We start from the raw sequence: 22,997 nt of genomic DNA, 5'->3' as shown, positions 1-22,997 counted from the left end.
GTTAGGGGCTTGGGTTTTGGGGGGCGGGGGGGTGGGGCGGGGGGGGGGGGGGGGGGCGGCGCCCGGGCCGGGGGGGGGGGGCGGGGGGGCGCGCCCCCCCCCCCCGGCCCCCGCGGTCCGTCTCGGGCTCTTAGGCTGGAGGGGCAGGACGACCGGGTCGAGCAGCGGGGTGAACAGGGTGAGCGAGCAGGGACAGGGCCAGGCAGGTGGCCGGGCGCAGGAGCAGGAGGCGCCGGATCAGCCGGAGCAGGCCGCGCGGGAGCGCGAGGCGAAGGAGCAGGCGCGGGCGAAGGCGCGCCTCGTCTTCGGGGACCCGCTGGACCGGCAGTCCCGGGACGACACCGACTCCGGCTGGGGCGACCGCCCCGGGGCCGGGAGCGGGCGGGGGCTGGACTGGTACCTGAGCCAGCGCCCGCCGCACCACGGCGACTGAGCGGGACGAGGGACGAGGGCAGGACGTGACGGGCCGCGCTCAGCGCAGCGGGGCGACCAGTGCGTCGCGGATCTCGGTGAGCAGCTGGACCTCCTTGGCCTCGGCCTCCGCCACCTCCTCGGCGAGGGACTTGCGCCGGGCGGCCATGCGGTTCATGGGAATGATCAGGACGAAGTAGACGACGGCGGCGGTGATCAGGAACTGGAGCACGGCGCTGAGCACCGAGCCCCAGAGGATGAGGATCCCGGACACGACCTCGCCGGTGGGGGCCACCTCGCAGGGCCCCTTGAGGCAGGAACTGTAGGACGCGAGGTCCTTCGTCCCGAAGACACCGACGATCGGATTGATGACGCCCTTGACGAAGGCGTTGACGATGTTGGTGAAGGCCGCGCCGATGACGACGGCGACGGCGAGCTCGACGACATTTCCACGCAGCAGGAATTCCTTGAAGCCCTTCATGCCGCCTCGAACGACGAAGTCGTCGGCCGGTTACGGGTGATCATCCGAAGCCCCGGATTGACAACCCGCCTGGCCCAGCGCGCCACCGGACGGCGGTGGCAGCCCGGCCCGCGCGGGCCCGAACGCGAGCGCCGCGGCCACCGCGAGCAGCACCAGCGCCGACACCCCGGCCCGCCGCCGGACGGCGCGCCACCAGCGGTGCCGTCCGCCGGCCCCGCGCCGGATCGGCCGGAAGCTCGGCACGGCCCGTCGGGGCGGAACGGTGGGTGCGGGCAGCGGGACGGCGTGGCTGAGGGCGTTCATCGGGAACCACCTCCGGGGTCGGTCGGTCTCTGGTGACCCCACGATGAGCGTCCGCCGCGAAAGCCGGAAGATGTTATCCGCAGCCTGTGGAAAACCCCGGCCCTGTGGACGATTCCGTACACCCGTACGAGCTGGCCGGGCCCGTGAACGTTGACGCGCCCGGCGATGAGGGAGCTGCCCCGAGAACGGCGGAAGGCCCGCCGCCACCGCGTGGAGCGGGGCAGCGGGCCTTCCGGTGCGTGCTGGGGTCAGCCGGCGGCCGGAGCCGGGGAGGACGAGCCCGAGGTGGACGACGCCGGGGTCGAGGACGACCCGGACGACGAGGACGTCGTCGACGAGCCCGACGACGAGGAGCTCACCGAGCTGCTCGACGAGGAGCGGCTGTCGGTCCGGTAGAAGCCCGAGCCCTTGAAGACCACGCCCACGGCCGAGAAGACCTTGCGCAGCTTCCCCTGGCAGTCGGGGCAGGTGGTCAGCGCGTCGTCGGTGAACTTCTGCACCGCCTCCAGGCCGTTGCCGCACTCGGTGCACTGGTACTGGTACGTGGGCACTTGTCTTCCTCCTGGCACTCGCGCCTGATGAGTGCTAACGATGGTCAATGATGCGGTATTCCGCTGGATGAGTCCAGCGACTCCGGTGTGACATGGGCCCGGTCGGGCCGCCGTCAGCCCTTGGCGGCGCCCACCAGCTGCGGCTCGGCGGCGGCCGGGACGGTGCCGGCGCCGGATCCGGCGACCACCGTGCTCGCCCCGCCCGACGGCGCCAGCAGGTGCCGCAGCGAGACCAGCGCGGCCAGGCCCAGCCCGGCGCCGACGGCCGGCACCAGGAACCCGGCCGACGGCCCGTGGCTGTCGATCAGCCCCCCGGCCACCATCGAGCCGACCGCCAGGCCGAGGCCGATGGCGCCGGTCAGCCAGGTGAAGGCCTCGGTCTTGGCGCCGTCCGCGACCAGCGTCTCGACCAGGGTGTAGCCGCTGATCAGGGTCGGCGCGATGGCCAGGCCGCAGACCAGTCCGGCGATCGAGAGGGTGACCAGGTTGGGCATCGCCCACAGCGTCGAGCAGCCCAGCACCAGCAGGGTGTAGCTGGTGATCATGCGCTGCTGCACCGCGCGCCGCCAGGCGATCACGCCGTAGAGCACGCCGGCCACCATCGAGCCGCCGGCGAAGATGCCGTACACGGTGCCGGCCGCGGCGTGCTGCCCGACCGAGTCGGCGAAGGCGTTGACCGAGACCTGCATGCCGCCGAACACGGCGCCGACGCCGAGGATGGCGCCGGCCAGCAGCCGGACGCCGGGCGAGGCGAGCGCGGAGACGCGCTGCGCCCCGGGCTGCGGCACGATCCGGGCCGGCGCGGTGCGGCGCTGGGCGGCGAAGGCCAGGCCGCCGACGAAGGTGAGCGCGGCCTCCGTGATCAGGCTCGCGGAGGGGCCGACCGAGGTGGCGATCTTGGCGGCCAGGATCGGGCCGACGACGAAGGTGAGCTCGTCCGTGACGGACTCGAACGCGAACGCGGTGCCGACCTTGGCGGCGGAGGAGGCGGAGGCGCCCTCGGCACCGAGCTTGGCCACCCAGCGGGCGCGGACCATCGCGCCGATCTGCGGCACGCTGGCCCCGGCCGGGACGGCGGCCAGGCACAGGCTCCAGGCCGGCGCGTGGCCGTTCGCGAGGACGATCAGCGCGGCGACCGAGGCGGCGTGCACGAAGACGGTCGGGACGAGGACGGTGGCCTGCCCGTACCGGTCGGCGAGCCGGCCGGTCTGCGGGCCGATCAGGGCCTGGGCGACGGCGGCGACCGCCGTGACGGTGCCGGCCGTGCCCCACGAGCCGCCGGTGCCCGTGACGAGCATCAGGATGCCCATGCCGAGCATGGCGTAGGGCAGCCGCGCGACGAACGCGGGTGCCAGGAACGTCCAGGCACCCGGGGTGCGCAGCAGCGCGCCGTACCCGACGCGCGCGGGTGCGGCGTCCGGGGCGGTGGGGGTGTCCGTGGCGTCGTCGACCGTTCGGCGGGCCGTCACGGTCGTCCTTCCTGCTGCCTGGTAGCGCGGCAAGGGCATGGGGTGGCCCCGACGGCGCCGAGAGTCGTCCTCTCGTGCGTCGACCGGGGTAGATACCGGGCCGCTCCGGCGTGGTTGCCGAGAGCCGGGCCGCAGCCGCCGAGCGGTCGCGCCAACTCTGCATCAGGCAGATGCTGGGTTGGTCAAAAAGCGGTGTTCTTCCACCATACAGTTACGCGCGTAGATAGCGCTAGGCCCCAACGGATCCAAGCCGGAACGGGCTTCCAGGCCCCGAAAGGCCCGGTACGCCACCACTGTACGGCTCACTTCCCGTACAGCCACCCCGCGAGCTTGCCGCCCTTGTCCACGGCCCGCAGCCGCTTCTCCGCCGCCTCGCCGACCTCGTCCGTCGTGACGACGAGCAGCTCGTCGCCGCCGCGCAGCACCGTCGCCCGGTCCGGCACGAAGGAGCTCCCCTCCCGGACGACCAGGGTGACCGCCGCCCCCTTGGGCAGCCGCAGCTCGCCGACCTCCACGCCGGACATCCGGGACTCGGGGGAGAGCGCGACGGACAGCAGGTGGCCGTGCAGCTTCTCCAGCGGCGCGGACTCGATGTCGAGGTCCTGGCCCATCGCGCCCTCGCCGATCTTCAGATGCCTGGCCACCCAGGGCAGGGTCGGGCCCTGGAGCAGGGTGAAGACGACGACCAGGATGAAGACGATGTTGAAGACGTCCTCGGCCTTGTGCGCGCCCGAGACCACCGGGATGGTGGCGAGCACGATGGGCACCGCCCCGCGCAGCCCGGCCCAGCTCAGCAGGGCCTGCTCCTTGCCGGGCACCCGGAACGGCGTCAGCGTGAGCACCACCGACAGCGGCCGCGCGAGGAAGACCAGCACCCCGCCGATGACGAGCGCCGGGATCACCGCGTCGCCCATCGTCTCGGGCGTGCACAGCAGGCCGAGCAGGACGAACATTCCGATCTGCCCGATCCAGGCCAGGCCGTCCGCGAAGCCGCGCACCGCCGGGCCGTGCGGCAGCTTGGCGTTGCCGAGGATCACGGCGCTGATGTAGACGGCGAGGAAGCCGGAGCCGTGCAGCAGCGCGCCGCCCGCGTAGGCGAGCACGGTCAGCGCCATGACGGCGATCGGGTAGAGGCCGGAGGACGGCAGGGCGACGTGCTTGATCCCGAACGCGCCGAGCTTGCCGACCGCGAGGCCGATCACCGCGCCGATCGCGAGCTCGGCGGCGATCGTGCCGAGCAGGACGTACCAGGAGTCCAGCTCGCCGGTGGTGGCGAAGGCGACGACCAGGATGACGACGGGCGCGTCGTTGAAGCCGGACTCGGCCTCCAGCAGGCCGGTGAGCCGGTGCGGCAGCGGGACCATCCGCAGGACGGAGAAGACGGCCGCGGCGTCGGTGGAGGAGACGATCGCGCCGAGCAGCATCGAGGTGCGCCAGTCCAGGCCGACCAGCCAGTGCGCGCCGGCGGCGGTGACGAACACGCTCACCCCGACGCCGACGGTGGCGAGCACGGTGGCCGCCGGCATCACCGGCTTGACCTCTCTCCAGCTGGTCTTCAGACCGCCCTCGGCGAGGATCACCACGAGGGCCGCGTAGCCGATCACCTGGGTGAGCTCGGCGTTGTTGAAGGTGACGCCGATGCCGTTCTGGCCGAGGGCGACGCCGATCCCGAGGTAGATGAGGAGGCTGGGTAGCCCTGATCGGGTCGATATCCGCACGGCGACCACCGCGACCAGGAGGATCACGGAGAACTCGAGAAGCAGCTGGTTCAGGTGGTCGACGTTCACGCAGGGGCACCTCGTGCAGGCATGGGGGCGGGCGGGGTGTCTCTCGGTGGTGCTGGTGTCTCTCGGTGGTGCTGGTGGTGCTGGAGTCTCTCGGTGATGCAGGTGATGCGGGTAGTGCTGGTGGTACCGGGGTGAGCCGCGGACCCGTTAAGAAGCCGTCAATACTCCTCTTGCGGATCGTTACTCATTCTAACATTTTGCCATATCTTTAGTTGGGCTCCTCACACAGGCCCCGTTCCGGGCCGTCCCCGTGCACGCCGTCCCATGGACTCGGCCTAATGTGGTGCCCTGTCACGGCCGCAGGCCCTGGACACGCCCGCCCGCCCCGAAGTCGAGGACCGCAAGGACCCAGATGCCCCGCTCCAAGAAGTTCCGGCGCGCCCGTCTGATCGTGATCGTGCTGGTCGTGCTGCTGGTGGCCGGCGTCGGCTACGGCGGTTACCGGGGGGTCGCCGCGGTCCGCGCGTCCTTCCCGACGGTCGACGGCACCGTGAAGATCGCGGGCCTGAGCGCGCCGGTCGACGTCAAGCGCGACGCCAACGGCATCCCGCAGATCTACGCCGACACCTCCGAGGACCTCTACCGCGCCCAGGGCTACGTCCAGGCGCAGGACCGCTTCTGGGAGATGGACGTCCGCCGGCACATCACCGCCGGCCGCCTCTCCGAGATGTTCGGCGACTCCCAGGTCGACACCGACTCCTTCATCCGCACCATGGGCTGGCGCCAGGTGGCGCAGAAGGAGTTCGACACCAAGCTCTCGCCGGAGACCAAGAAGTACCTCCAGGCGTACTCGGACGGCGTCAACGCCTGGCTGGCCGAGCACCCGGGCGGGGAGAAGGCCTCGCTGGAGTACGCGATGCTCGGCGCCGTCAACAGCGGCTACAAGCCCGAGCAGTGGAGCCCGGTCGACTCGGTGGCCTGGCTCAAGGCGATGGCCTGGAACCTCTCCGGGAACCTCCAGGAGGAGATCGACCGCTCGCTGCTGTCCCAGGACTTCACCCCGGACAAGATCGCCGAGCTGTACCCGGACTACCCGTACGCCCGCAACGGCACGATCGTGAAGACCGGCACGGTCTCGGGCGACACCTACCGCCCGGCCGACGGCTCCACCGCGCCGGGCGCCGGCAACCCCGCGGCCCCCACCGCGCAGGGCGCGGCCACCACCAAGGCGCTCCTGCAGGGCCTCACCGACCGGGTCGACGCGATGCCGCAGCTGCTCGGCCGCCCGGGCCAGGGCATCGGTTCCAACTCCTGGGTGGTGGCCGGCTCGCACACCACGACCGGCCAGCCGCTGATGGCCAACGACCCACACCTCGGCCCCGGCCTGCCCTCGGTCTGGTACCAGACGGGCCTGCACTGCCGCACCGTTTCGCCGACCTGCCAGTTCGACGTCACCGGCTTCACCTTCGCGGGCATGCCCGGCGTGGTGATCGGCCACAACAAGGACGTCGCCTGGGGCTTCACCAACCTGGGCGCCGACGTCACCGACCTGTACCTGGAGAAGGTCACCGGCCCGGACACCTACCAGGTGGACGGCAAGGACGTGAAGTTCGACCTCCGCAAGGAGACCATCAAGGTCGCCGGCGGCGAGGACCGCACCATCACCGTCCGCACCACCCAGACCGGCGCCCCGCTCATCTCCGACCAGAGCACCGAGCAGCAGAACGTCGGCAAGTACGCCCCGAACGGCAGCGCCGCCCCCGACCGCGGCACCGGCGGCTACGGCGTCGCCCTGCAGTGGACGGCGCTGAACCCCGGCAAGACGATGGACGCCGTCTTCGAGCTGGACAAGGCGAAGAACTGGGACGACTTCCGCAACGCCGCCAAGGACTTCGCCGTCCCCGCGCAGAACCTGATCTACGCCGACGCGAAGAACATCGGCTACCAGGCCCCGGGTGACATCCCGGTCCGCGGCAAGGGCGACGGCACGCTCCCGGCCCCGGGCTGGGACTCCGCCTACCAGTGGAAGGGCTCGATCCCCTTCGCCGCCCTGCCGTACAGCTTCAACCCGTCCGCCGGCTACATCGTCACCGCCAACCAGGCCGTGGTCGACCCGACGTACAAGTACGGCCTCACCAAGGACTGGGAGTACGGCACCCGGGCCAAGGAGATCACCGACCAGATCGACGGCCTGCTCAAGAACAACGGCAAGATCTCGCCGGACGACATGCAGACCCTGCAGCTGGACAACACCAGCGTCATGGCCAAGACGCTCGTCCCGCTGCTGCTCAAGCAGCAGATCGACGACCCGTACGTGCGCGAGGCCCAGGACCTCCTGAAGGACTGGAACTACCACCAGGACGCCGACTCGGCCGCCGCCGCGTACTACAACGCGGTCTGGCGCCAGCTGCTCACCCTCGCGTTCGGCCAGAAGTTCCCGGCCGACATCCGCGCCAAGGGCAACTGCCTGCTGGTCCGCCAGCAGGACGACCCGACCAAGCCGGACAGCTCCAGCAAGATCGTCACCGAGTGCGGCACCCGCGACCCGGACAAGGCCCAGCCCGACGGCGGCGACCGCTGGACCGAGGTCGTGCGCCAGCAGCTGAGCAAGCCCGACAGCACCTGGTGGACGTACATCGACTCGCAGCACAAGGAGCAGAAGGGCCTGGACAACCTGCTCCAGGAGGCGATGAAGAACGCCCGCCAGGAGCTGACCTCGCTGCTCAGCAAGGACGTCTCCAGCTGGAGCTGGGGCCGCCTGCACAAGCTGACGCTGCGCGAGCAGACCCTCGGCACCGACGACTCGTCGATCGCCTCCGGCGTCGTCCACAAGCTGCTCAACCGCGGCCCGTACCGCCTCTCCGGCAGCTCGGCGGCGGTCGACGCGGCGGGCTGGAACGCGGCGGCCGGCTACCAGGTGGACTGGATCCCGTCGATGCGCATGGTCGTCGACCTGAGCGACTTCGACTCCTCGCGCTGGGTCAACGTCGGCGGCGCCTCCGGCCACGCCTTCCACGAGAACTACAACGACCAGACCGACCTCTGGCTCAAGGGCAAGCTGCTGACCTGGGCCTACACGCCGGACGCGGTCGAGAAGGCGACCAAGCACAAACTGGTCCTGACCAACGGCTGACGCCCGGAGCACCGGTGGGGCCCCGCGGGCCCCCCCGCGCGGCGCCCCCCCGGCCGCCGGCGCCGCCCCGCGCGCGCGGGGCCCCCCCGGGGGGGGCGCGCGCCCCGCGCGCGCCGCCCCCCGCCCCCCCCCCCTCCCGCCCGCCCCCCCCCCCCCCCCCCGTCTCCGGCCCCGCCGCGCGGTCCGGGATCACCCGAGCGGGTGGCGCCCCGACGGCGTGACCGCCACGTCCACCGGACGGTCGTGCGGCTCGGCCGGCACCTCCGCCAGCAGCTCGTGCTCGTACAGCAGCACCGCCAGCACCGGCCGCGCCCCGGCCCGCTCCAGCCGGGCCAGCACCCGGTCGTAGCTGCCGCCGCCACGGCCCAGCCGCAGCCCGCGCCGGTCCACCGCCAGCCCCGGCAGCAGCACCACCGACGCCCCCACGACGGCCTCCGGCCCCAGCCGCGGCCCGACCGGCTCCAGCAGCCCGCGCCCGGCCGGGGCCAGCGCGTCCACGCCCTCGTACACCGCCCAGTCCAGGTCGTTGTCGGCCAGCAGGACGGGCAGCAGCACCCGCACGCCCCGCGCCCGCAGTCCGTCCAGCAGCGGCCCCGTCCCGGGCTCGGCGCCGACGGAGACGTACGCGGCGACCGTGGCCCCCGGCGCGGCCAGCCCCCCGGCGTGCACGGCCAGCGCGTGCGCCGCCTCCGCGCGCTGTTCCCCGGTGAGTGCCCGGCGATCGGCCAGCAGCCGTGTCCTCAGCCCGCTCTTCTCGTTGTGCATGGGATCTCCCCTGCTCTGCTCCGAGGTCCTCTGAACCCCGCCATGGCCCCCGCCACCGACGGGCCGAGCCTGACACGCGAAAGGGCGCCCCGATTGCCCACCCCGCTGCTGGTCCACGCCCTGGCCGCGCTGAGCGTCCCCGCGCTGGCCGGCACCACCGTGCTCGGTCTGCGGCTGCGCCGGGCGCACGGCGAGGCCGCCGACCGGGAGGCGCTGCTGCACGAGCGGGTCGCCGAGCTGGAGGGCCGCTGCGCCGAACTGGAGCGCACCGCCTCCTGCGACCCGCTCACCGGCGTGTGGAACTACCGGCACCTCCAGCTCACCCTGGACCGCGAGATCGAGCGCGCCCGCCGCGCAGAGCAGTCCGACCAGCACGAGGGGCCGCGCCCGCTGGCCGTGCTGCTCCTGGAGATCGCGGGCTTCGACGCGATCGTCACCGAGCACGGGCGCGCGCGGGCCGGCGCCATACTGCGCGACCTCGCCCAGCGCCTGGCGATGGAGATCCGCCGGTCCGACACCCTCGGCCGCTACAGCGGCGAGGAGTTCCTGGTGATCCTGCCGGACACCGGCGCCGAGGGCGCCGCCCAGGTCGCCGAGCGGCTGGTCTGGTCGGTGCGCCGGCACCTGCTGCTCGACTGGTCCTCCGGCCCCCGCGAGCCCCGCCCGGCGCGCGGCAACGGCCTCACCGCCGCCGTCGGCGTCGCCGTGCTCCCCGAGGACGGCACCCACGCGGCCGTCCTGCTCCGGGCCGCCGACCGGGCGCTCGCCGGGGCCCGCGCGGCGGGCGGCGACTGCTGGCGCGGCAGCCTGCCGGCCGGGCACCGCGCGCCCGTCACTTCCGGTACGGAGGGCGGTCCGACTGCCGAACGTGACCGTTCGGAAAAGCCGGGTAGTCTGTCGCCCTGTGCCGGCGGGGACCCCCTCTCCCAGCCGGTCATTTCCCAGACGCCTGCCACCGCGGCCGGCCCCGGCGACGGGCTTCCCCAGCCGCCCGACCGCGCCCGGACGGCTGAAAACGTGCCTTAGTAAGGTTTGCGCATGACGACGACCAACACTCGAATTCCGGTAACCAAGGCCGTGGTACCCGCGGCCGGACTGGGCACCCGCTTCCTCCCGGCCACCAAGGCCACGCCGAAGGAGATGCTGCCCGTCGTCGACAAGCCGGCCATCCAGTACGTCGTCGAGGAGGCCGCCGCCGCGGGGCTGTCCGACATACTGATGGTCACGGGCCGCAACAAGCGCGCCCTGGAGGACCACTTCGACCGCGCCTACGAGCTGGAGGAGCTCCTCGCCCGCAAGGGTGACGAGGACCGCCTGCGCCGCGTCCGCGAGTCCGTCGAACTGGCGAACATGCACTACGTCCGCCAGGGCGACCCGAAGGGCCTCGGCCACGCCGTCTCGGTCGCCGAGCAGCACGTCGCCGGCCAGCCCTTCGCCGTCCTCCTCGGCGACGACCTGATCGACCCCCGCGACCCGCTGCTGGCCCGCATGATCGAGGTCCAGCAGGAGCTCGGCGGCTCGGTCGTCGCCCTCATGGAGGTCGACCCCTCCCAGATCCACCTGTACGGCTGCGCCGCCGTCAAGGCGAACGGCTTCGGCGAGGACGTCTTCCAGGTGACCGACCTGGTCGAGAAGCCCGACACCGCCGACGCCCCGTCGAACTACGCCGTCATCGGCCGCTACGTCCTCGACCCCTCGGTCTTCGACGTGCTGCGCGAGACCCCGCCCGGCCGCGGCGGCGAGATCCAGCTCACCGACGCCCTGCGCGAGCTGACCACCCGCGACGCGGAGTCCGGCGGCCAGGTGCACGGCGTGCTCTTCAAGGGCCGCCGCTACGACACCGGCGACCGCGCCGACTACCTGCGCGCTATCGTCCGACTGGCCTCCGAGCGCGAGGACCTGGGCCCGGAGTTCCGCTCCTGGCTGCGGGAGTTCGTCGCCACCGAGCTGCAGGACTGACACACCGACCGAGAGCGAGCCGCCGATGACCGGGTCCGAGCACAGCCACAGCGCCGCCGCAGCCTGCTGCGACGCCACCGCGGACCCGGTACCGGCGGCTCCTCGCCTGTGGACGGTCGACGAGCACCTCGCCGACGTCCTCGCCGCCGTCACCCCGCTGCCGGCCATCGAACTCGGCCTGCTCGACGCCCGCGGCTGCCGGCTCGACGAGGACGTGCTCGCGGACGGCGACCTGCCGCCGTTCGACAACAGCTCGATGGACGGGTACGCCGTCCGCACCGCCGACACCGTCCGCGCCACCGCCGAGTACCCCTCGGTGCTCGCCGTGGTCGGCGACATCGCGGCCGGCGCCGGCGAACTGCCCCGGGTCGGACCGGGCCAGGCCGCCCGGATCATGACCGGCGCCCCCATCCCGCCCGGCGCGGAGGCCGTCGCCCCGGTCGAGTGGACCGACGGCGGCACCGGCACCGGCGAGGCGGCCGACGCGATGACCGCGGCCGTCGAGGACGAGGAGGTCCGGGTCCTGCGCCCGGTCGCCGAAGGCGCCCACATCCGCCGCCGCGGCAGCGACGTCGCGGCCGGCTCGCGCGTCCTGGAGGCCGGCACCCGGCTCGGCCCCACCCAGCTCGGCCTGCTCGCCGCGATCGGCCGGGCCACCGTGAAGGTCCGCCCGCGCCCCCGGGTGGTCGTGCTGTCCACCGGCAGCGAGCTGGTCCAGCCCGGCGAGCCCGTCGGCCCCGGCCAGATCTCCGACTCCAATAGCTTCACCCTCACCGCCGCGGCCCAGGACGCCGGCGCCATCGCCTACCGGGTCGGCGGGGTCCCGGACGACGCCGCCCGGCTGCGCGCCGTCCTGGAGGACCAGCTCGGCCGCGCCGACCTCATCGTCACCAGCGGCGGCGTCAGCGTCGGCGCGTACGACGTGGTCAAGGAGGTCTTCGAGTCCTACGGGGGCGTGGACTTCCGGCGGCTGCGGATGCAGCCCGGCAAGCCGCAGGGCTTCGGGCGGATCGGCGCCTCCGCGGGCTCGGCCGGCGTGCCGCTGCTCGCCCTGCCCGGCAACCCGGTCAGCGCCTACATCTCCTTCGAGCTGTTCGTCCGCCCGGTCATCCGCACCATGCTCGGCGCCCCGGACGTGCACCGCCCGGTGGTCCGCGCGCTCTGCCCGGCGGCGCTGCGCTCCCCGGCCGGGCGGCGGCAGTTCCTGCGCGGCCGGTACGCGCCGGACGGCACGGTCGAGCCGGTCGGCGGGGCCGAGTCCCACCTGGTCGGCGCGCTGGCCCGGGCGAACTGCCTGATCACCGTCCCCGAGGACGTCACGGAGCTGCCCGCGGGCAGCTCCGTGGACGTGGTCCTGCTCGACTCCTGAGGCCCGTCCCGTCCCGTGATCCGGCCCCTCCCACGCGGCGGGGCGGGGGAGCTGTACGGTAGCGCGGTATTCGATCTGCGCGCCCCTGGAGCCCCCGTGACCACACCTCCCCCCGGCGACCGCCTCACCCACGTCGACGACCAGGGCGCGGCCCGGATGGTCGACGTCTCCGAGAAGGCCACCACCGCGCGCACCGCCGTCGCGGCCGGCCGGGTCAGGGTCTCCCCGAAAGTGGTCGAACTGCTGCGCGGCGAGGGCGTGCCCAAGGGCGACGCCCTCGCGGTCGCCCGGATCGCCGGGATCATGGGCGCCAAGCGGACGCCCGACCTGATCCCGCTCTGCCACCCGATCGCCGTCTCCGGCGTGAAGGTCGACCTCGCCGTCGCCGACGACGCGGTCGAGATCACCGCCACCGTGAAGACCGCCGACCGCACCGGCGTCGAGATGGAGGCGCTGACCTCCGTGACGGTCGCCGCGCTGACCGTCATCGACATGGTCAAGGCGGTGGACAAGGGCGCCGCCATCGAGTTCGTCCGGGTGCTCAGCAAGACCGGCGGCAAGAGCGGCGACTGGTTCGCCCCTGGGGTGGACGCATGAAGGCGTCGGCAGGGAAGGCGCTGGCCGTCACCGTCTCCAACCGCGCCTCGGCCGGTGTCTACGCGGACAAGGGCGGCCCGCTGCTGGTCGCCGGGCTGACCGCGATGGGCTTCACCGCCGACGGCCCGCGCGTCGTGCCGGACGGCGAGCCCGTCGAGGCGGCCCTGCGGGAGGCCGTCGCGGCCGGCTACGACGTCGTGCTGACCACCGGCGGCACCGGCATCTCGCCGATGGACCTCACCCCCGAGATGACCGCCCGGGTCATCGACCGGCAGGTCCCCGGCATCGCCGAGGCGATCCGCGCGCACGGCCGCGACAAGGTGCCGACCTCGGCGCTCTCCCGCGGGCTGGCCGGTCTCGCCGGACGTACGCTGATCGTCAACCTGCCGGGATCGACCGGCGGCGTCCGGGACGGCCTCGCCGTGCTGGGGCCGCTGCTCGCCCACGCCGTCGACCAGCTCGGCGGAGGGGACCACCCCCGGCCCGACGACGCGGCACCCGGGAGAGCGCACTGAACGCCGGCTGGCCGGTAGAGCTCCATGAGGGGGAGGTCGCGCTGCGCCCGATCAGGGTGCGCGACCAGCGCGACTGGCAGGAGGTCAGCCGCCGCAACCGGGACTGGCTGCGGCGCTGGGAGGCCACCGTGCCGCCCGGCCCGGCCGGCCAGGCGGCCGGGCCGCGCCCGACCTTCCGGCAGATGGTCCGCTTCCTGCGCGGGGAGGCCTCGGCCGGGCGGATGCTGCCCTTCGTCGTGCTCCACGAGGGCCGGCTGGTCGGCCAGCTGACCGTCGGCGGAATCACCTGGGGCTCGATGTGCTCGGCCAACGTCGGCTACTGGGTCGACGAGGCGGTGGCCGGCCGCGGCATCATGCCCACCGCCGTGGCGCTTTCGGTCAACCACTGTTTCCGCAACCTCGGGCTGCACCGGATCGAGGTCTGCATCCGCCCGGAGAACACCCCGAGCCGCCGGGTGGTGGAAAAGCTCGGGTTCCGTCCGGAGGGAATGCGCCCGCGCTATCTCCACATCGACGGCGACTGGCGCGACCACCTCGTGTACGCGCTGACGGCCGAGGAGGTCCCCGAGGGGATGCTGGAACGCTGGCGGGCGCTCAGTTCGGCTGCGGGCCGCGATAATTGAATGTATGTTCGAATCAAATATCGATATGGCATCGACGTGGAGACGGACGGTCACAAATGCCGTCAAAATAGTCGGAGAATCAGCTTGATCACACGACACGCCGCGTCAAATTGCTGTCGGGCCTTCCCCGTCGCCCGTACGGTGTGAATCGTGAGCAGTAGCGGCCTTATCTACGCCGTCATCGTAGGGGCCTGGGCCGCCTATCTGGTGCCCATGTGGCTTCGCAGGCAGGACGAACTCAACGAGGCGCGCCCGACGGAACGCTTCAGCACCGCCATCCGCCTGCTGGCCGGGCGTTCGGCGCTGGAGCGGCGGGCGGCCCGGTCCCTGGGCGACGAATCGCGTGACGACGAGCAGAGCAGCGACGGCCCTCCCGCACGGGACGAGGCCGTCTCCGGCGACCCCGCGGACCGGGAGCCCGAGCCCCCGGCGGAGCGGCCCGAGCGCCCCGGGCGGCCGGCCCCGGTCCCCGCGCCGCCGGGCGGGGCGGAGCGCCGGGCGCGCCTGCTGGCCCGCCGGCGCCGGATGGTCACCGCCCTCTTCCTGGCCTTCGCGCTCGGCGCGGTGGTCGCGGCGGTGGCCGGACTGGCCTTCCTGTGGGTGCCGGCCGTCCCGGCGGTCCTCCTGACCCTCTACATCGGTCACCTGCGCAAGCTGGAGCGCCAGCGCTACGAGGTGAAGCTCGACCGGGTCCGGGCCGCGCAGGCCGCCGAGCGGCTGCGCAAGCGCGAGCAGCAGCGCGCCGAGGCCCGGGCGGCCGACGAGGTGCAGACCGCGGTCGTCGCCCCGCCGGAGCCGTCGGCCCCGGCCGAGCCGCGGGTCGCCCGCCGTCCGCACCTGCGGCTGGCCCCGGGGCCCGAGGAGGTCCGGGGTGCGGCGTCGTCGGCCTCGGCGCTCGTGGAGGCGACGGAGCACGACGAGTGGGTCGACGGCATGCGCGAGCGCGGCGCGGCCGGCCCGGACTCCTGGGAGCCGGTGCCCGTCCCGCTGCCGACGTACGTGACGGCGCCGGTCGCCCCGCGGGTCTCCCGCGGCCTGGACCTGACGGCCCCGGGAACGTGGACCGCCGGGCGTCCGACGGAGTCGCGCAACACCCCGCTCTTCGACCAGTACGCCGAGCCGCCGGCCCCCGAGACCCGCCCGCGCGCCGCCAACGAGTGAGCGGCCGCGGGCCCCGGCCGGCAGCGGGATCGGGGGGTGGTCACGGACCCCCTCCGAAAGGTGCTAAAGTTTCTTCTCGTTGGGGCTGTGGCGCAGTCCGGTAGCGCACCTCGTTCGCATCGAGGGGGTCAGGGGTTCGAATCCCCTCAGCTCCACCCAACAAGGGCCCCGCCCGGTCGACAAGACCGGGCGGGGTTCCTGCTTTGTGGCGGCGTTCGCGTCAACTGTCCGTGGGGGCGGGTGTCCTGGCGGTCGGTCCGGTCCCGCCGGCGGCCTGTGAAGAAGGTCACACGGCGCCGCTCCCGCCGGTTCCGGAGCCACGGTCGGCCCTCAGGGGGGTCGGTTATGGTGGGTTGGCCCAGACGGCGACGAGGGAACGATCTGGTCTATCTCAACGGGGTGCCATCGCGGTGCGCGAGTTCGGTCTGACACGGTGGGCACGACGGACGGACGCGGAGGACCGCGGCACCACTCCAGCCCCCGGAGGACCGGCTCCGAGCGTGGTCGTCGCGGGCTGCCTCGCGGCGCTCTCCCTGGCGGTGTACGCCGTCGTGCGCCACTTCCACGGCCAGACGATGGTCGACATGCTCGTCTACCGGGCCGAGGGCGCGGCCGTCGTGCACGGCCAGGACCTGTACGCGATGCGGCTGCCCGGCTGGGACCTGCCCGCCACGTACCCGCCGTTCGCCGCGATGCTGTTCGTGCCGAGCACCTGGTTCGACGTGAGCACGCTGCGCGTCCTGGTGCAGCTGCTCAACCTCGGCCTGCTGGCGCTCGCCGCCCACCTCTCCTTCCGCCTGGTCGGCCGGCCGGCCGCGCGGCACCGCACCGCCGCCGTGCTCCTCGCGACCGGGTTCGGCGTCTGGCTGGAGCCGGTCTTCACCACGTTCCAGTACGGGCAGGTCAACCTCGGCATCCTGTGCCTGGTCCTGTGGGACCTGACCCGCCCGGACCGCAGCCGCGCCAAGGGCGTGGGCATCGGCCTGGCCACCGCCATCAAGATCACCCCCGGCCTGTTCGCGGTCTACCTGCTGCTGACCGGCCGGATCAGGGCCGCGCTGGTCTCCGGGGGCACCTTCCTGGCGGCCGGACTGGTCGGCTGGCTCGTGCTGCCCGACGCGACCTTCGGGTTCTGGACGAAGTACCTGTGGGACCCGAGCCGGGTCGGGGTCACCGTCATCGCCGACAACCAGTCGCTGCGCGGCGCCGTCTGCCGACTGCTCAGCAGCAACGAGCCCGGCCTCGCCGGACTGGCCGCGTGCGCGGCCGTCGGCATCCTCGGCCTCGGCGTGGCCGTCCTGGCCGGGCGCTCGCGCTCGCTGCGGCGCGCCGACGCGTGGGGCGCCCTGTGCACCGCGTTCACGGCGCTCCTGGTGTCGCCGATCAGCTGGACCCACCACTGGGTGTGGTGCATCCCGCTGCTCGCCCTGCTGGCCGTGGAGGCCAGGACCACCGGGCGCAAGGTCCTGCTCGGGGTGGCGCTGGCGGTGTTCCTCTCGCACGCGATGTGGACCGTGCCGCACCGCTGGGGGCTCGGCGTTGCCTGGTACTGGCAGCTGCCGTCCTCGGTCTACGCGCCGTTCGGCATCGCCCTGCTGGTCGTCGTGGCGCTGCGGCTGTACCGCCTGCGCGGCGGCCCGGGCGAGCTCGGAGCCGAGGCCGACGAGGTGCTCCGCCGCGCCGAGCTCGGCGCGGACGCGGCCCTGACGAAGCAGGCGTGACCATGGCCGTCGACACCCGCTCCGCGACACCCGCCCCCGCCCGGCTGCCCGGCGCCGCCGTGCGCTCGGCGCTGGCCGGCAGCCCGGCCCGGCGCACCGTGCTGCTCGGCGTCCTGTGCTTCGCCGTCATGTGCGCCATCGGGCTGCAGGGCTGGACCTCGGTCGCGCTCGGCGGCTTCGACCTCGGGATCTTCGACCAGGGCATCCGCGGCTACGCCCACTTCGGGCTGCCCGTCTCGACGCTGAAGAGCTACCACCACGAGTTCCCGCCGGGCTTCTCGCTCCTCGGCGACCACTTCTCGCCGGTCCTCGCGCTGCTCGCGCCGCTGTACTGGATCTGGGACGACCCGCGCTCGCTGATCCTCGGGCAGGCCCTGCTCTTCGCGTCCGGCGTGCCGCTGATCCGGCGGATCGCCGTCCACGCCTTCGCGTACACCGCCCCGGCCACCGCCCGGCGCGCCGCCGACCTGGCGGGCCTCGTCTACGCCCTCGGGTGGCCGCTGCTGGTCGCCTCCCGGGTGGGCTTCCACGAGGTGGCCTTCGCCGTGCCGCTGACCCTGCTGATGCTGGAACGCGGCCTGGCCCGGAAGTACTGGACGGTGGCCCTGGCCGCCGTCCTGCTGTGCTGCACCAAGGAAGACCTCGGCCTGATGGTGGCCGCGTACGGACTGGTCCTGCTGCTGCGCCTGCGCGGCTCCGGGGACCGCGCCGGCCGGTACACCGGCATCGGGCTGCTGGTGGGCGGACCGCTCGCCTCGGCCGTCGCGATCAAGTGGCTGATCCCGGCGATGGGCGGCGAGCCGGGCTACTACTGGAACTACGGCTCGATCGGCAGCGACGCCGGGGACGCCCTGCACAACCTGCTGGGCAACCCGTTCCTGCTGGTCCAGGCCGCCTTCGACCAGCCGCTCAAGCCGCTGCTGCTGCTCTGGCTCTTCGGCACGATGTTCCTGCTGCCGCTGCGCTCGGCGACCGTCCTGTGCGCGGTGCCGCTGCTGGCCGAGCGGATCCTCTCCAGCAACCCCAACCACTGGTCGATCGCCCGCCACTACGACTCCATGCTGTGGCCGATCCTGCTCACCGCGGCCGTCGAGGTGACCGGCCGGCTGATGGCCGAGGAGCGCACGGCGCGCCGCGGCCGCCTCCTGGGCCTGGCCGCGGCGGGCTGCGCGCTGGTCGCCGCCGTGCCGCTCGGGCTCGCGCAGCTGGCCGTGCCGTCCTCCTGGCAGCCCAAGACGAGCGAGGCGGCGCTCGTCCGGGCGGCCGCGCTCGTCCCCGACGGCGCGTCGGTGGAGGCGGACAACCAGATCGCGCCGCGGCTCACCGCCCGGGCGGACGTGGTGCTGGTGGACGGCACCCCGCGCGGGCGCGAGTACGTGCTCACGCGGTCGGACAAGCGCTCGTTCCCGTTCGAGACGGACAAGCAGCAGGCCGAGCGGATCCAGCTGCTGCTGGCCCACGGGTACCGGCAGATCTGGGCCGAGGACGGCGTGGTGCTGCTGCACCGGGAGGGCACCGAGCCGATCCCGGGCGAGCACGTGCCGGGCGGGGACAGCAAGCCCGTCCAGGACAAGGTGCCGTCGGACGTGGGGCACAACCTCTTCCGGGGCTGACACTCAGGCCCGGACGACCACGACCGGGCACCCCGCGTGGTGGAGGCAGTACTGGGAGACGGTGCCGAGCAGGGCCCCCGGCGGGGCGCGGCGGCCCCGGCTGCCGACGACCAGGGCGGCGGCCCCCTCGGCGGCGGCCACCAGGGTGGGGCCGGGCGCTCCGGCAGCGAGGTGGCGGCGGACGGCGAGCCCTTCGGGGCAGGCGGCCAGCGTCTCGTCGAGGATCTCGGCGGCGCGGCGCTCGGGCCCGAAGCCGTCCAGGGCGGGCGGGACGAACCCGTGCTCGCCGTACAGGCAGGGGAAGTCCCAGACGGTCACGGCCTCCAGCGGGGCGCCGCTCAGGCCGGCCAGGCGGGCCGCCCAGCGGACGGCGGCGCGGGAGGCCGGGGAGCCGTCCACGCCGACCACGATCCTGCCGTCGGGCTGCCGGGCCATGCATCGAGCGTAGGGCCCGTCGTCGGACTCCCGCCTGCCGTGCGGGCGGAAGCCCGACGACGGGCCCTGAGACGCCCGAGGGCCGGCCGGAACTCCGTCCCGGCCGGCCCTCGGGCGCGCAAGCGCGTCAGGGGCGCTGGGTGTCCGTGTACGCGCCGTGCTGGTGGGCGCCGGCCTGGGCCGGCACCGAGCCGTAGCGGCCCGGGCGGCGACCGCGCGGGTGGCGGGTCAGGTGGAAGCCGAGGACGCCCGCGACGGCGGCCAGGGCGCCGCCGCCGATCGTCCAGTACCAGCGGCTGTTCCAGCCGGAGAACCAGCCGGTGTACCAGTGGTCCGCCGCCTTCACCGGGGCCGCCGCCTTGGCGGTGCTCGCGCCGCCGCCGGCCGGCGGGACGAGCGGCGCCTTGAGCTCGCCCCCCTCGGGCTGGGCGTTGTCGGCGTTGCCCTTGGCAGCGGTGTGCAGCTGGACGGAGGCGGCGAGGCCGAGGTCCTGCTGCGCGACGTCGGTGGCCGCGAGCTTCACGTAGTACGTGCCGGGCAGCGGGTCGCCGGACCACGGCTCGGCCCAGGTGCGGACCTCGCGCAGGGTGCAGCTCAGGGCGAGCGAGGCGGTGTTCTCGTCGCCCGTGGCGTTCTGGGTGCCGGCGGTGCAGGCCTGACGGCGGCGCAGCCCGTCGAAGACCTCGACGGCCCAGGTCTGCGGGCCGTGTCCGTGCCGGTCGGCGGCGGGGGCCAGGTTGACGGTCACGGAGACCGTCGGGGTCTGGCCCTCGGCGGCCCCGAACGCCCAGTACAGGTAGTCGCCGGTGGAGGCGGCGACGTTGGCGTCCTGGCCGGGGGAGAGGTTGACGGCGGTCAGGAAGGAGGTGCCGGCCTTGGTCGCCGGGGCCGCGGTGCCGCTCGCGCTCGGCGCGGGGGTCGGCGAGGCGGCGGAGGCCGCCGGGGCGGCCAGCGCGAGGGCGGGCAGCAGGGCGGAGGCGGCGAGCAGGCCGCGAAGAGTCCTACGCATGGTCAGTTCTCCCGCCAGACGGCGATCCGCCAGCGGGCGATCCAGCCGGCCACCAGGCCGGTCAGCAGGCCGGCGCCGGTGAGGGTGAGCAGCAGGATCCAGCCGCGGCCGAGGCCCATCGCCGCGCCCTCGGGGGCGGGGGAGGCGGAGGCCAGGTCGACGGTCAGCTCCAGCGGCAGGCCGGGGTCGGCCTGGACGCTGGCCTGGGGGGCCAGCGAGTTGCTGACGACCAGGCAGACGGTGGTCGGCGGCTGCTCGCTCGGCGACGCCTTGGGCTTGGCGATGACGTAGCCCTTGGAGTCGTTCGTGGACCAGCGCAGGCCGGTGGAGATCACGTCGTTGCGGCCGTTGTCCGCGTCGGTGCCGCGGACCAGCTCCTGACCGGTCGCGCTGGTGGCCTGGAGCAGGACGCCGTAGTCCCGGGCGACGGCCCGGTCCAGGGAGACGCTGACCGAGGCGCGCAGCTCCTGGCCGGACTTGACCGGGACCTTGTAGACGCGGTGCTCGGAGAACTTCTCGCGGTCGCTGTAGACACCGGGGGCGAGGACGGGGGCGTTCTCGCACTTGTCGGTGCCGGCGGTCTTGACCGGGTTGACGGTGTAGGTGTCGTCGCTGCGGTCGATCAGCTGCTTCACCTTGTTGGTGAGCTGGTCCTGGCTGCGGACGTCGGTGTAGGTGCCGCCGGTCGCGTTGGCGATGCAGAGCAGCTGCTGGCGGGTCTTGTCGTCGTGGGCGAGGCCGAGGGTGTCGACGACCAGGTGGATGCCCTGGGCGGCGAGTTCGCGGGCCACGTCGCACGGGTCCGGCGGGGCGCAGTCGTCCTCGCCGTCGGTGATCAGGACGATCCGGCGGGTCGCGTCGCCCTTGCCGAGGTCCTGGGCGGCGCCGCGCAGCGCCAGGCCGATCGGGGTCCAGCCGGTGGGGCGCAGGGTGGCGACCGCGGTCTTGGCCTCGACCTTGTTGGTCTTGCCGACCGGGAACAGCTGCTTGGTGTCCTGGCAGCCGACGGTCTTGTCGTTGCCGGGGTAGGTCGCGCCGAGCGTGCGGATGCCGAAGTCGGTCTCCGCGGGCAGGGCGTCGATCACCTCGTTGAGGGACTGCTGGGCCACCGAGATGCGGCTCTTGCCCTGGATGTCGGCGGTGTTCATGGAGCCGCTGACATCGAGGATGAGGTCGACCCTGGGGGCCTCCTGGGGAGCCGGGGCGGAGCCGCCCGAGGGTTCGTCGGCGTGGGCGGGCAGGCCGAGGAGCAGCGAGGCACCCGTTATCGCCGCGGCGGCGAGCAGGCTGCCCAGCCTGGTCGTTGGTCGTCGTCGTCCGGTAATCACGCGGCCGATCCTAGGGATCATCAGTTCGCCATGGCCAAACGAGTCCGCAGCGTGGCGGTGGTGCACCCCCGGGCGAACTCCCGCGCGCGGGCGGGGTTTCGCGGGCGCCGGGCTCACACGGCGCTTATGCGCGGTGGTTAGCCTTCCGTGCGGACCGGTCGAGCGGGTCCGGACCGGCCGGGCGGGCGGCGAAGGGGGCGCGGTGGAGCTGACGGGCGTCGGGAAGCGGTACGGGCGGGGCGGGCGGTGGGTCCTGCGCGGGGTCGACCTGGCCGTCCGGCCGGGGGAGTTGGTGCGGATCGCGGGGGCGAACGGGACGGGCAAGTCGACGCTGCTCAGGCTCGTCGCGGGGATCGAGCGGCCGAGCGCGGGGCGGGTGGTGCGGCCGGGAACGGTGGCGTACGTGCCGGAACGGTTCCCGCCGGCGCTGCCGTTCGACGCGGCCTCGTACCTGCTGCGGGTCGGCCGGGTGCACGGGCTGACGGACGCGGAGGCGCGGCGCGGGGCGGCGGAGTGGCTGGACCGGTTCGGCCTCGCGGACCGGGCGGGCACGCCGCTGAGCCGGCTGTCGAAGGGCACCTGCCAGAAGGTCGCGGTCGCGCAGGCGCTGCTGTCCGGGGCGCGGGTGCTGCTCCTGGACGAGGCCTGGACCGGACTCGACCCGGCGGCCCGGACGGTGCTGGACGAGGCCGCGGCCGAGCGGGCGGCGGGCGGCGGCGCGGTGTTGTTCGTCGACCACGACCCGGCGCGGCTGGCCGGACTGACCACGGCCGCCTACCGGGTCGGCGCGGACGGCGGGCTGCGGCCCGCGGAGGAACGGCCCGCGGAGGAGCGGGCCGTGCGGGCGGACGGCCCGTCGGTGCGGGTGGAGGTGGACGTGGACGTCCTGGACGGTGATCCGCTGCCCGCCCGGCTGCCGGGCGCCCCGGAGCTCACCGCGCTGGAGGGGACGGCGGTGCGGCTCACGGTGGCGGCGGCGCACTCGGACGCGCTGCTGCGCCGCCTGCTGACCGGCTGTCCGCCCGTGAGCGTGCTGGCCGTCCGGCGGCGGGAGGGGGAGGGGTGAGGCAGGTCGGGGCGCTGGCCCGGTACCACCTGGAGCTGCTGCTGCGCGGGCACGGATGGCTGCCGCCGTTCCTCGCGTACGCGCTGCTGCTGGTGCTGGGCGTGACGGCGGGTGATCCGCTGCTGGGCGGGCTGGGCTACGGCGCGGGTGTGCTGCTGCCGGTCAGCGCGTGGTACGTCCGCAGTGCGCTGAACGCCGAGCCGCCGGCCTCACGGGCGTGTCTGGTGGCGGCGGCGGGTCCGGCCCGGGTCCAGCTGGGCGGGCTGCTGGCGGCGCTGACGGTCGGTCTGGTGCTTGCGGTGGCCGAGGTGGCCGGGCTCTGGTGGGTGAGCGGGCCGGTCGCCAACCCGAAGGCGGACCAGCCGCCGGTCGGGGTGGCGCTGCTGGCCGGGCTGCTGGCCTCGGTGGTCTCCGTGCTGCTGGGGGTGCTGGTGGGGGCGCTGTGCAACCGGCCGGTGCTCGCGCGGGCGCAGTACGGCATCCCGCTGGCGCCGGCGCTCGCGACGGCGGTGCTGGTGGCGCCCGGCTCGCCGGCGAACGCGGCGGTGAGCGGCCTGGTCGCCGCCGACCGGACCGGGCGGGTCGGCCCGCCGTGGCTCGAACTGCTGGCGGCCGCGGGGCTGCTGGTGGCGGCCGCCGCGGGTTCGGCGGCGCTGGCGGGGCGGCGGCCGGAGTGAGCCGGCGGGCGCGGGCCCCGATGATCCGGACAATTGCTGACACACCGTGAAGAAGAGCCGATAAATATGGATAGTGCTCGTTAG

The 22,997-nt window shown here is 74.0% G+C and carries 22 protein-coding genes and 1 tRNA gene; 14 read left to right on the top strand and 9 right to left on the bottom strand.

All coding sequences use genetic code 11. From position 1 onward, the window contains the following. The first annotated feature begins 178 nt into the window (after positions 1-178). On the top strand, positions 179-433 hold the full coding sequence (locus ACFV4F_RS11265; protein WP_380443810.1) for a hypothetical protein: 255 nt from the start codon (positions 179-181) through the stop codon (positions 431-433). 39 nt (positions 434-472) lie between these two features. Here the strand turns inward: ACFV4F_RS11265 and mscL are convergent, their stop codons facing one another. From mscL to ACFV4F_RS11240, 5 genes are all read right to left on the bottom strand, one after another. After that, positions 473-892, bottom strand: coding sequence for a large conductance mechanosensitive channel protein MscL (gene mscL / locus ACFV4F_RS11260; protein ID WP_380497980.1), 420 nt, complete (start codon positions 890-892; stop codon positions 473-475). A 30-nt stretch (positions 893-922) separates the two neighbouring features. Then, complete coding sequence (locus ACFV4F_RS11255; RefSeq protein ID WP_380501686.1) at positions 923-1,195, bottom strand: hypothetical protein; 273 nt, start codon at positions 1,193-1,195, stop codon at positions 923-925. A 248-nt stretch (positions 1,196-1,443) separates the two neighbouring features. After that, the gene (locus ACFV4F_RS11250) at positions 1,444-1,746 is read right to left on the bottom strand and encodes an FmdB family zinc ribbon protein (protein WP_380443815.1); all 303 of its coding nucleotides are present in this window, start codon (positions 1,744-1,746) and stop codon (positions 1,444-1,446) included. A gap of 113 nt (positions 1,747-1,859) precedes the next feature. Beyond that, positions 1,860-3,215 (bottom strand): MFS transporter, encoded by a 1,356-nt coding sequence (locus ACFV4F_RS11245; RefSeq protein WP_380501684.1) that lies wholly within the window; start codon positions 3,213-3,215, stop codon positions 1,860-1,862. A gap of 302 nt (positions 3,216-3,517) precedes the next feature. Continuing rightward, positions 3,518-5,002, bottom strand: a complete 1,485-nt coding sequence (locus ACFV4F_RS11240; protein ID WP_380501682.1) for a potassium/proton antiporter — start codon at positions 5,000-5,002, stop codon at positions 3,518-3,520. Positions 5,003-5,354: 352 nt separating this feature from the next. Between ACFV4F_RS11240 and ACFV4F_RS11235 the strand changes: the two genes are divergently transcribed. Continuing rightward, entirely contained in the window at positions 5,355-8,075 is a 2,721-nt protein-coding gene (locus ACFV4F_RS11235) for a penicillin acylase family protein (RefSeq protein WP_380501680.1), read from the top strand. 189 nt (positions 8,076-8,264) lie between these two features. Here the strand turns inward: ACFV4F_RS11235 and ACFV4F_RS11230 are convergent, their stop codons facing one another. Continuing rightward, a complete protein-coding gene (locus ACFV4F_RS11230) occupies positions 8,265-8,840 on the bottom strand; it encodes a 5-formyltetrahydrofolate cyclo-ligase (RefSeq protein ID WP_380501678.1) in 576 nt (191 codons plus the stop codon). A 93-nt stretch (positions 8,841-8,933) separates the two neighbouring features. Between ACFV4F_RS11230 and ACFV4F_RS11225 the strand changes: the two genes are divergently transcribed. The 10 genes from ACFV4F_RS11225 to ACFV4F_RS11180 all read left to right on the top strand — a co-directional run bounded on the left by ACFV4F_RS11225 (position 8,934) and on the right by ACFV4F_RS11180 (position 18,398). Beyond that, positions 8,934-9,866, top strand: a complete 933-nt coding sequence (locus ACFV4F_RS11225) for a GGDEF domain-containing protein (RefSeq protein WP_380497975.1) — start codon at positions 8,934-8,936, stop codon at positions 9,864-9,866. Between the two features lie 12 nt (positions 9,867-9,878). Continuing rightward, on the top strand, positions 9,879-10,799 hold the full coding sequence (galU, locus tag ACFV4F_RS11220) for a UTP--glucose-1-phosphate uridylyltransferase GalU (RefSeq protein ID WP_380443826.1): 921 nt from the start codon (positions 9,879-9,881) through the stop codon (positions 10,797-10,799). A gap of 25 nt (positions 10,800-10,824) precedes the next feature. Continuing rightward, positions 10,825-12,168: a gephyrin-like molybdotransferase Glp gene (gene glp, locus ACFV4F_RS11215; protein ID WP_380501676.1), complete on the top strand. Its 1,344-nt coding sequence runs from the start codon at positions 10,825-10,827 to the stop codon at positions 12,166-12,168. A gap of 156 nt (positions 12,169-12,324) precedes the next feature. Further along, positions 12,325-12,765, top strand: coding sequence for a cyclic pyranopterin monophosphate synthase MoaC (gene moaC / locus ACFV4F_RS11210; protein WP_380501750.1), 441 nt, complete (start codon positions 12,325-12,327; stop codon positions 12,763-12,765). Further along, positions 12,762-13,280 carry a molybdenum cofactor biosynthesis protein B gene (locus tag ACFV4F_RS11205; RefSeq protein WP_380501674.1) on the top strand — a complete coding sequence of 173 codons (519 nt, stop codon included), beginning with the start codon at positions 12,762-12,764 and terminating at the stop codon, positions 13,278-13,280. Before moaC ends, ACFV4F_RS11205 begins: the two co-directional genes overlap by 4 nt. Further along, positions 13,277-13,903, top strand: coding sequence for a GNAT family N-acetyltransferase (locus tag ACFV4F_RS11200; RefSeq protein WP_380443846.1), 627 nt, complete (start codon positions 13,277-13,279; stop codon positions 13,901-13,903). The genes ACFV4F_RS11205 and ACFV4F_RS11200 overlap by 4 nt, the downstream gene beginning before the upstream one ends. 150 nt (positions 13,904-14,053) lie before the next feature. Then, positions 14,054-15,064 carry a hypothetical protein gene (locus tag ACFV4F_RS11195; protein ID WP_380497974.1) on the top strand — a complete coding sequence of 337 codons (1,011 nt, stop codon included), beginning with the start codon at positions 14,054-14,056 and terminating at the stop codon, positions 15,062-15,064. An 81-nt stretch (positions 15,065-15,145) separates the two neighbouring features. Continuing rightward, positions 15,146-15,219, top strand: a tRNA-Ala gene (locus tag ACFV4F_RS11190). Between the two features lie 345 nt (positions 15,220-15,564). Then, positions 15,565-16,785, top strand: coding sequence for a glycosyltransferase 87 family protein (locus ACFV4F_RS11185; RefSeq protein ID WP_380501672.1), 1,221 nt, complete (start codon positions 15,565-15,567; stop codon positions 16,783-16,785). Positions 16,786-16,787: 2 nt separating this feature from the next. After that, positions 16,788-18,398: a DUF2079 domain-containing protein gene (locus ACFV4F_RS11180; protein WP_380501670.1), complete on the top strand. Its 1,611-nt coding sequence runs from the start codon at positions 16,788-16,790 to the stop codon at positions 18,396-18,398. Between the two features lie 3 nt (positions 18,399-18,401). On the opposite strand, the gene ACFV4F_RS11175 is transcribed toward ACFV4F_RS11180, so the two are convergent. The 3 genes from ACFV4F_RS11175 to ACFV4F_RS11165 all read right to left on the bottom strand — a co-directional run bounded on the left by ACFV4F_RS11175 (position 18,402) and on the right by ACFV4F_RS11165 (position 21,167). Further along, entirely contained in the window at positions 18,402-18,833 is a 432-nt protein-coding gene (locus ACFV4F_RS11175; protein WP_380501668.1) for a universal stress protein, read from the bottom strand. A 127-nt stretch (positions 18,834-18,960) separates the two neighbouring features. Then, the gene (locus tag ACFV4F_RS11170) at positions 18,961-19,842 is read right to left on the bottom strand and encodes a peptidase (RefSeq protein WP_380501666.1); all 882 of its coding nucleotides are present in this window, start codon (positions 19,840-19,842) and stop codon (positions 18,961-18,963) included. A 2-nt stretch (positions 19,843-19,844) separates the two neighbouring features. Next, positions 19,845-21,167 carry a VWA domain-containing protein gene (locus tag ACFV4F_RS11165; RefSeq protein WP_380501748.1) on the bottom strand — a complete coding sequence of 441 codons (1,323 nt, stop codon included), beginning with the start codon at positions 21,165-21,167 and terminating at the stop codon, positions 19,845-19,847. 205 nt (positions 21,168-21,372) lie between these two features. On the opposite strand from ACFV4F_RS11165, the gene ACFV4F_RS11160 reads away from it, so the two are divergent. Continuing rightward, positions 21,373-22,236 carry an ATP-binding cassette domain-containing protein gene (locus tag ACFV4F_RS11160; protein WP_380501664.1) on the top strand — a complete coding sequence of 288 codons (864 nt, stop codon included), beginning with the start codon at positions 21,373-21,375 and terminating at the stop codon, positions 22,234-22,236. After that, positions 22,233-22,913 carry an ABC transporter gene (locus tag ACFV4F_RS11155; protein WP_380444235.1) on the top strand — a complete coding sequence of 227 codons (681 nt, stop codon included), beginning with the start codon at positions 22,233-22,235 and terminating at the stop codon, positions 22,911-22,913. The genes ACFV4F_RS11160 and ACFV4F_RS11155 overlap by 4 nt, the downstream gene beginning before the upstream one ends. Positions 22,914-22,997: the final 84 nt, after the last annotated feature.

The organism is Kitasatospora sp. NPDC059722, assembly GCF_042733235.1.
Classification (GTDB): Bacteria; Actinomycetota; Actinomycetes; order Streptomycetales; family Streptomycetaceae; genus Kitasatospora.
The sequence above is the reverse complement of the archived record's forward strand: the minus strand, read 5'-3'. Positions and strand labels throughout refer to the sequence as shown.